The organism is Achromobacter sp., from assembly GCF_057314935.1.
The window spans coordinates 17,831-25,867 of the sequence record NZ_DBHKZA010000080.1 but is presented as its reverse complement, the minus strand read 5'-3'; the positions used below and the strand labels follow the sequence as shown (position 1 = coordinate 25,867).

At 65.7% G+C, this 8,037-nt stretch carries 5 protein-coding genes; 1 reads left to right on the top strand and 4 read right to left on the bottom strand.

All coding sequences use genetic code 11. The annotated features are described in order from the left end of the window. The 3 genes from adeC to ACO6D5_RS24185 all read right to left on the bottom strand — a co-directional run. The coding region (gene adeC / locus ACO6D5_RS24195; RefSeq protein WP_485826790.1) for an AdeC/AdeK/OprM family multidrug efflux complex outer membrane factor at window positions 1-1,448 on the bottom strand (1,448 nt) is incomplete at its 3' end. Next, window positions 1,448-4,627 carry an efflux RND transporter permease subunit gene (locus ACO6D5_RS24190; protein ID WP_315846878.1) on the bottom strand — a complete coding sequence of 1,060 codons (3,180 nt, stop codon included), beginning with the start codon at window positions 4,625-4,627 and terminating at the stop codon, window positions 1,448-1,450. The genes adeC and ACO6D5_RS24190, both read right to left, overlap by 1 nt. Window positions 4,628-4,641: 14 nt before the next feature. Continuing rightward, window positions 4,642-5,835 carry an efflux RND transporter periplasmic adaptor subunit gene (locus tag ACO6D5_RS24185; RefSeq protein WP_485826789.1) on the bottom strand — a complete coding sequence of 398 codons (1,194 nt, stop codon included), beginning with the start codon at window positions 5,833-5,835 and terminating at the stop codon, window positions 4,642-4,644. Between the two features lie 299 nt (window positions 5,836-6,134). Between ACO6D5_RS24185 and ACO6D5_RS24180 the strand changes: the two genes are divergently transcribed. Next, window positions 6,135-7,040, top strand: a complete 906-nt coding sequence (locus ACO6D5_RS24180; protein ID WP_169272967.1) for a LysR family transcriptional regulator — start codon at window positions 6,135-6,137, stop codon at window positions 7,038-7,040. 87 nt (window positions 7,041-7,127) lie between these two features. Here the strand turns inward: ACO6D5_RS24180 and ACO6D5_RS24175 are convergent, their stop codons facing one another. Next, window positions 7,128-7,859 (bottom strand): pseudouridine synthase, encoded by a 732-nt coding sequence (locus ACO6D5_RS24175; protein ID WP_088588387.1) that lies wholly within the window; start codon window positions 7,857-7,859, stop codon window positions 7,128-7,130. Between the last annotated feature and the right edge of the window lie 178 nt (window positions 7,860-8,037).

The following is an 8,037-nucleotide window of genomic DNA, read 5'->3' as shown; positions in this document are numbered from 1 at the left end:
GCCGTGGCCGTACGCTCGGTCCAGCCGCCGCCCAGCACCTTGTACAGGGTCACCAGGTTGGACAGCCGCGCCAGGCGCGTGTCGACCAACGCTTGCTGCGAGGAATACAGCGATCGTTGCGAATCCAGCACGCTCAGGTAGTCGTCGATGCCTTGGCGGAAGCGCTGGTCGGACACGTCGTAGGCGCGCTGGTTGGCGTCAACCAGCAGGCGTTGCGCCTGGATCTGGTCGTCCAGCGTGCCGCGGCCAGCCAGGGCGTCCGCCACTTCGCGAAAGCCCGTCTGGATGGACTTTTCGTACTGCGCGACCTGGATGTTCTTCTGCACCTTCGCCAAGTCCAGCCCCGCCAGCAGCGAGCCGCCCGCGAAGATCGGCACCGTGATCTGGGGCACGAAGCTCCAGGCGCCCGAACCGCCTTCGAACAGGCCGCCCAGGCTGGCGCTGGCGGTGCCCGCCTGGCCCGTCAGGCTGATCGTCGGGAAGAACGCGGCACGCGCCGCGCCGATGTTGGCGTTGGCGCCCTTCAACTGGTGCTCGGCGGCGCGGATGTCCGGGCGGCGGGCCAAGAGGTCTGACGGCAGGCCGGCAGGCAAGGTGGTCGGCAGCATGCTGTCGTCCAGCCTGGTGGCCTGATCCAGCGCGGCCGTGATCTCGGGCGACATGGGCTGGCCCACCAGCAGGGTCAGCGCATTACGGTCCTGCGCGGCCTGGCGCGTGTATTGCGACAGGTTGCGCTGGGCCGTGCGCAGCGACACTTCGGCCTGGCTCAGGTCCAGTGCGGTCGACAAACCCTGGTCATAGCTCTGCTGGGTGAGCTTGAAGGAATCTTCCTGGCTCTTCAACGTGTCGCGCGTCAGGCTCAACAGCTCCTGGTCGGCGCGCAGCGTCAGATAGGCATTGGCCACCTCGGCGATCAGCGTCAGCTGGGTCGCCGTGCGGGTTTCGTCCAGCGCCAGATAGGATTCCAGCGCCTTGTCGCTCAGGCTGCGGATGCGGCCGAACAGGTCCAGTTCCCAGGCGGACATGGCGGCGCCCACCTGATAACTGTGGCTGGTCGTGGCCCGGCCGCTGGCGGACAGGTCCGCCGGCGTGCGCTGCGCCGATTCCTGGCCGGCGATGCCTACGCTGGGCATCAGGTCGGCACGCTGGATGCGGTACTGCGCACGCGCGGCTTCCACGTTCAGGGCCGCCACGCGCAGGTCGCGGTTGTTGGCCAGCGACAGGTCGATCAGGTGTTGCAGGAGCGGGTCGCCGAAGAAGTTGCGCCAGCCGATGTCGGCCGTGGACATTCCTTGCGCCGCTTGCGAACCGTCCGCCTTGTAGGCCGGGCCGGTGGGATAGGCGGCGTCGACCGGCGCGTCGGGCCGTTCGTACGTCGGGGCCAGCGAGCAGCCCGCCAGGGCCGCCGCCAGGGAAACAGACAATAAGGTTCTCATCTGAAGTTTCATTACGGTTGTCCTTCGGCGGACACTTCCTGCGGGCCGTTGGCGCTGGTGTCGTGCTTGTCGCGGTTCTCGCTCATGCGCTTGACCTTGAACATGCGCAGCATGATCACGAAGAACGCGGGGACAAAGAAAATGGCCAGGAACGTGCCGGTCAGCATGCCGCCGATCACGCCCGTGCCGATGGCGTTCTGGCTGCCGGAACCGGCGCCCGACGAGATCGCCAGCGGCGTCACGCCCAGGATGAACGCCAGGGACGTCATCAGGATCGGACGCAGGCGCTGGCGGGCGGCGTGGATGGCCGATTCCGTCAGGCTGGCGCCCGCCTCGAAGTGCTCTTTGGCGAACTCCACGATAAGGATGGCGTTTTTGGCCGCCAGCCCCACTGTGGTGAGCAGCCCCACCTGGAAGTACACGTCGTTGGACAAGCCCCGCATCAAGGTCGCCAGCAGCACGCCGATGATCCCCAACGGCACCACCAGCATGACCGCGGTCGGGATGGACCAGCTTTCATACAGCGCCGCCAGGCACAGGAACACCACGATCAGCGAAATGGCGTAGAGCGCCGGCGCTTGCGAACCCGACAGGCGTTCTTCGAAGGACAGGCCCGTCCATTCGAAACCCACGCCGACCGGGAGTTTCGCCGCCAGCCGCTCCATTTCGTCCATGGCCGCGCCCGAGCTGTAGCCCGGCGCCGCCTGGCCCTGGAGGTTGTAGGACGGCACGCCGTTGTAGCGGTTCAGCTTCTGCGGGCCGAAGCTCCACGTCGCTTTCGAGAACGCCGAGAACGGCACCATGTCGCCCGCGTTGTTGCGCACATACCATTTGTTCAGGTCTTCCGGCAGCATGCGCGACGAGGCCTCGCCCTGCGCGAACACCTTCTTCACGCGGCCGCGGTCGATGAAGTCGTTGACATACGACGACCCCCACGCGGTGGCCAGCGTGCTGTTGATGTCCGACACGGCCACGCCGAGCGCGCGCGCCTTCTCGCGGTCGATGTCCAGCTGGTACTGCGGCGCATCTTCGATGCCGTTGGGACGCACGCCGATCAGCACCGGGCTCTTCGCGGCCTCGCCCAGCAGCTGGTTGCGCGCGGCAAGCAGCTTTTCATGGCCCACGCCAGCGCGGTCCATCAGCTGGAAGTCGAAACCGGTCACATTGCCCAGTTCCATCACGGACGGCGGCGGCACCACGAACAGTTGCGCGCGGCGCTCGGTCTTTTTGAAGTGATCGTTGGCGCGTGCCGCCACGGCGCCGGCCTTCAGGCTGGCATCGCCGCGTTCTTCCCAGTCGCGCAGCTTGATGAACAGGATGGACGCGTTCTGGCCGCGGCCGCCGAAGTTGAAGCCGTTGACGGCGAACACCGAGGTCACGGCGTCCTTTTCTTCGGTCAGCAGATACTTCGTGGCGTCGTCGATGACGGCCTTGGTGGCTTCCGCGGTGGCGCCGGCGGGCGTCTGGATCTGGGCGAACAGGATGCCCTGATCCTCGGCCGGCAGGAACGCCGTCGGAATGCGCGTGAACAGCCAGCCCATGGCGATGACCAGCGCCAGGTACACCACCATCAGGCGCTTGGTGCGGTTCAGGCCGCGCGCCACGCTGTTGGCATAGCCGTTGCTGCTGCGTTCGAACGTGCGGTTGAACCAGCCGAAGAAGCCCTTCTTCGTGCCGTGATGGCCCTTCGGGATGGGCTTGAGCAAGGTCGCGCACAAGGCCGGCGTGAAGACGATGGCCACCAGCACCGACAGCACCATCGAGGACACGATCGTGATCGAGAACTGGCGGTAGATCACGCCCGTGGAGCCGCCGAAGAACGCCATCGGGATGAACACGGCGGCCAGCACCATGGCGATGCCGATCAGCGCGCCGGTGATCTGGCCCATGGACTTGCGGGTGGCCTGCTTGGGCGTCAGGCCCTCTTCGGCCATCACCCGCTCGACGTTCTCGACCACCACGATGGCGTCGTCCACCAGCAGGCCGATGGCCAGCACCATGCCGAACATCGTCAAGGTGTTGATGGAATAGCCGAACGCGGCCAGCACGCCGAACGTGCCCAGCAGCACCACCGGCACGGCCAACGTGGGGATGATGGTGGCGCGGAAGTTCTGCAGGAACAGGTACATCACCAGGAAGACCAGGATGATGGCTTCCACCAGCGTCTTGAACACTTCATGGATCGACAGGCTGACGAACGGCGTCGTGTCGTACGGATAGACGACGTCCATGCCCGGCGGGAAATACGGCTTCAGGTTGTTGATGGTGTCGCGCACCGCCTGCGCCGTATCCAGCGCGTTGGCGCCCGGCGCCAGCTTGATCGCCAGGCCCGAGGCGGGCTTGCCGTTGTAGAAGCTGTCGATGGCGTAGGTCTGGCCGCCGAGTTCGATGCGCGAGACATCGCCCAGGCGCACTTGCGAACCGTCGGCATTGACCTTCAGGAGGATACGGCCGAAATCTTCGGCCTTCTCCAGGCGCGACGGCCCGATGATGGTCGCGTTCAGCTGCTGCCCGCGCACGGACGGCAGGCCGCCCAACTGGCCGGACGACACCTGCACGTTCTGTTCCTTGATCGCCGCCACCACGTCGACCGTGGTCAGCCCGTAGTTCACGAGCTTGGCGGGGTCCAGCCAGATGCGCATCGCGTACTGCGAGCCGAACAGCTGGAAGTCGCCCACGCCCTGCGTGCGGCTGATGGGATCCTGGACGTATGACGCGACGTAGTCGGCCAGGTCGTCTTTGGTCATCGTGCCGTCGGTGGACACGAAGCCCGCCACGATCAGGAAGTTCTTCGTGGCCTTGGTGACGCGGATGCCCTGCTGCTGCACTTCCTGCGGCAAGAGCGGCTGCGCCAGCGCCAGCTTGTTCTGCACCTGCACCTGCGCCGTGTCCGGATTGGTGCCTTGCTTGAAGGTCAGCGTGATGGACATGCTGCCGTCGGAGTTGCTTTCCGACGAGATGTACTGCAGGCCGTCCAGCCCGTTCATCTGCTGCTCGATCACCTGCACCACGGTGTCCTGCACCGTCTGCGCGGACGCGCCCGGGTAGGTCACCGCGATGCCGATGGCCGGCGGCGCGATGTTGGGATATTGGGAGACCGGCAATTGCAGGATGGACAGCGCGCCGGCCATCATCAGCACGATCGCGATCACCCAGGCGAAAACCGGCCTATCGATAAAAAACTTTGCCATGCATGGCTCCCTGATTACTGCTTGGCGGCCGCGGCGTTCGCTGCCTGCGGCTGCTGCGCATTGGCGCCGGCTTCGGTAGCGACGACTTCGACGCCCGGCCGGACCATTTGCAGACCTTCCACGATGACCTTGTCGCCGGCGGCCAGGCCGTCGGTCACCAGCCACTTGTCGCCAATGGCGCGGTCGGTCTTCAATTCACGCAATTCGACTTGGTTCTTGGCATTGACCACCAGCGCCGTGGGCAGGCCGCGCTGATTGCGCGTCACGCCGCGTTGCGGCACCAGCAGGCCGTCGGCGGCCACGCCATCGGCCAGGCGGGCGCGCACGAACATGCCCGGCAGCAGGCGGCGGTCCGGGTTCGGGAACACCGCGCGCAGCGTGATTGAGCCCGTGCCCTGGTCCACCGTCACTTCCGAGAACTGGAGCTTGCCGGTCTGCTTGTATTGCGAGCCGTCTTCCAGCGTCAGCGTCACCAGCGCAGCCTGTTCGCCATCGGCCTTTTTCAGCTGGCCGCTGGCCAGCGCGTCCTGCAAACGCAGCAGCTGCACGCTGGACTGGGTCACGTCGACGTAGATCGGGTCGATTTGCTGCACTGCAGCCAACGCGCCGGTCTGGTTGGCCGTAACCAGCGCCCCTTCGGTCACGGACGACCGGCCGATGATGCCGTCGATCGGGGACAACACCTTGGTGTAGACAAGGTTGATGCGCGCCGTGTCCAGCGCGGCCTTGGCCGACATCACGTCGGCGGCGGCCTGATCGCGCGAAGCGACGGCGTTGTCGTAGGTCTGTTGGCTGACGGCGCGCGTGGCCACCAGCGGCTTGTAGCGTTCGGCCAGCAAGGCGGCGGTCTTCTGCTGCGCCTGGGCGCGGGCAAGCGCGGCCTTCTGGCTGTCGACGCTGGCCTGGTAGAGCGCGGGGTCGATCTGATAGAGCTGTTCGCCCGCCTTGACCTCACCGCCTTCGGTGAACAGGCGCTTCTGGACGATGCCGTTGACCTGGGGCCGGACTTCGGCGACGCGGAATGCGGACGTGCGGCCCGGCAATTCCGTGGTCAGGGAAACGGGCTGCGTGGTCAGGGTGACGACCGAGACTTGCGGCTTGCCCGCCTGCGGCGCGTCCTGCTTCTTGCCGCAAGCGGCCAGGGTGAGAGCCGATGCTGTCAGCGTGACGATCGCCGCGCCGCGCCACATAGCGCTTTTCTTGTTCATAGATTGCATTCCAAAAAATATGAGGCCCCACGCTGCTCTCGCTTTCGCGGGCTTGCCGCCCCCGAGGGGGCTTTCTTGCCTTGGGACGACCCGAATCTGGCAAGGCAGTGCATCAACTGGGTGGATTCGCGTTGAATACGCAAGGTGGGCTTTATCGCATTGCTGCATTGCGGAACTCGCATTCTGCGTTATCCCGCCCCGGAAACAAAGGGGCGCATTAAGAAAACATCATTCCATTTATGGGACAATTCCAAGACCCTCGCATGTGACAGAATCTCGCCATGAAACGCTTACAAGGCATGGAACTCTTCGTAGAGGTGGCCAAGACGCACAGTTTTAGCCGCGCGGCGGCGACGCTGGGTGTCCCCAAGTCGACCTTGTCTCGCCAGGTGGCCGAACTGGAACGGTCCGTTGGCCTGCGGCTGCTCAGCCGCACGACGCGCAAAGTAGAGCTGACCGACGCCGGACGGCTGTACTTCGAGCGCTGCCAGCGCATCGTGGCCGAAGCGCAGATCGCCCACGAAGAACTGCAGAAGCTGGTCGATACGCCAGCCGGGCCGCTGCGGGTGAACATGCCCGCGGATTTCGGCACGGACTTCCTGGCTGAGTCGTTCATGGAGTTCTCCCGCCGCTATCCCGACGTCACGTTTTTCCTGGATCTGGCCAATCCGGACCACGCGTCCCGCGTGTTCCAGACCTGCGACATTTCCATCGAAATCGGCGACCTGCCCGACTCGACGCAAATCGCAAGGCTGCTGGGCATGCTGCCGGCCCACCTCTATGCCTCGCACGACTACCTGGACAAGCACGGCGAACCCCGGCACCCCAGCGACTTGACCCGCCACGAGTGCATCGAGTTCCGCGCCGAAGGCGCTGGCCGCGTGACCCGCTGGCCGCTGTCCAACGGCGACCAGCACATCGAATTCACCCCGGGCAACCGGTTTTCGGTCAATGGCGTGGCCATGGCGCGCCGGCTGGCCATGCTGGGCGCGGGCATCGCGGTGCTGGTCGGCGGCCAGACGGCGGAACAGCAGTCCGGCCAGTTACGGCGGGTGCTGCCGGATTGGCAACTGGGGCCCTTCCCTGTCTACGCGGTCACCGAAACCCGGCTCCTGCCCGCCAAGACCCGGATCTTCATCGAATTCCTGATGGAGCGCCTGGGCAGCGACGGGCAAGCGAAGGATACCCCCGCTTTCATGAAATAGCGGTGTCGCGGAAACAGATTGAAAAATCTGCCGTCCGCCGGCACGGTCTGCCGGCCGCGATGGCCGCAGATCGAGCAGAAATCGGGGTCAGAACCCTTCGTCGTCGCGCAGATAGCGCCACTGGCCCAGGGGCAGGTCGCCCAGCGACACGCGGCCGATGCGCACGCGCTTCAAGCCCACGACCTTCAGGCCCACCAGTTCGCACATGCGGCGGATCTGGCGCTTCTTGCCTTCGCGCAACACGAATCGCAGTTGGTCATGGTTCTGCCAGCGCACGTGGGCGGGCTTGAGCGCCCGGCCGTCCAGCGACAGGCCGTGGTTCAGCAGTTCCAGGCCGTGGTCCGTCAGATCGCCCTGAACGCGCACCAGGTATTCCTTGTCGACGCTGGAGTCCTCGCCGATCAAGTGCTTGGCGATGCGGCCGTCCTGCGTCAGCACCAGCAGGCCTTGGGAATCGATGTCCAACCGGCCGGCCACGGCCAGCCCGTCCAGATGGGCGCGTTCGAAACGCTGCGGCGAGCGGTCGCCGGCGAAGCGCGAGCGCGAATCGATCAGCGCCACGGCGGGCGTGTAGCCCTTTTCGGCCTGGCCGGACACGTAACCCACCGGCTTGTTGATCAGAATGGTCACGCGCGAGGTCTGGCGCGCCTGCGCGGCGCGCTCAAGCGTGATCACCTGGTCGGGATAGGCCCGGGCGCCCAGTTCGGACACCACGGCGCCGTCCACGCGGACCCAGCCGCGTTCGATATAGCTGTCGGCCTCGCGGCGCGAGCAGAGTCCGCGCTCGGACATGAGCTTGGAGATGCGTACTTTTTCCATGGCCGGTATTGTATGCGGACGCCAACCCGCCTGCCGCTCAAGCCGCCGGATCGTAATCGGACGGCGCCATGGGTTCCAGCGGATACAGCGGACGGCGCCGGCGTTCGTAGGGGAATAGCGAGAAGTCCGAACTGGTGACGCCCGCGCTGGCGCATTCCACGAGCGCCTGCGAAATCGG

Coding starts and splice junctions, on each gene's coding strand:
- ACO6D5_RS24180 (WP_169272967.1), top strand. CDS start 6,135: ATGGAACTCTTCGTAGAGGTGGCCAAGACGCACAGTTTTAGCCGCGCG.
- ACO6D5_RS24190 (WP_315846878.1), bottom strand. CDS start 4,627: ATGGCAAAGTTTTTTATCGATAGGCCGGTTTTCGCCTGGGTGATCGCG.
- ACO6D5_RS24175 (WP_088588387.1), bottom strand. CDS start 7,859: ATGGAAAAAGTACGCATCTCCAAGCTCATGTCCGAGCGCGGACTCTGC.
- ACO6D5_RS24185 (WP_485826789.1), bottom strand. CDS start 5,835: ATGAACAAGAAAAGCGCTATGTGGCGCGGCGCGGCGATCGTCACGCTG.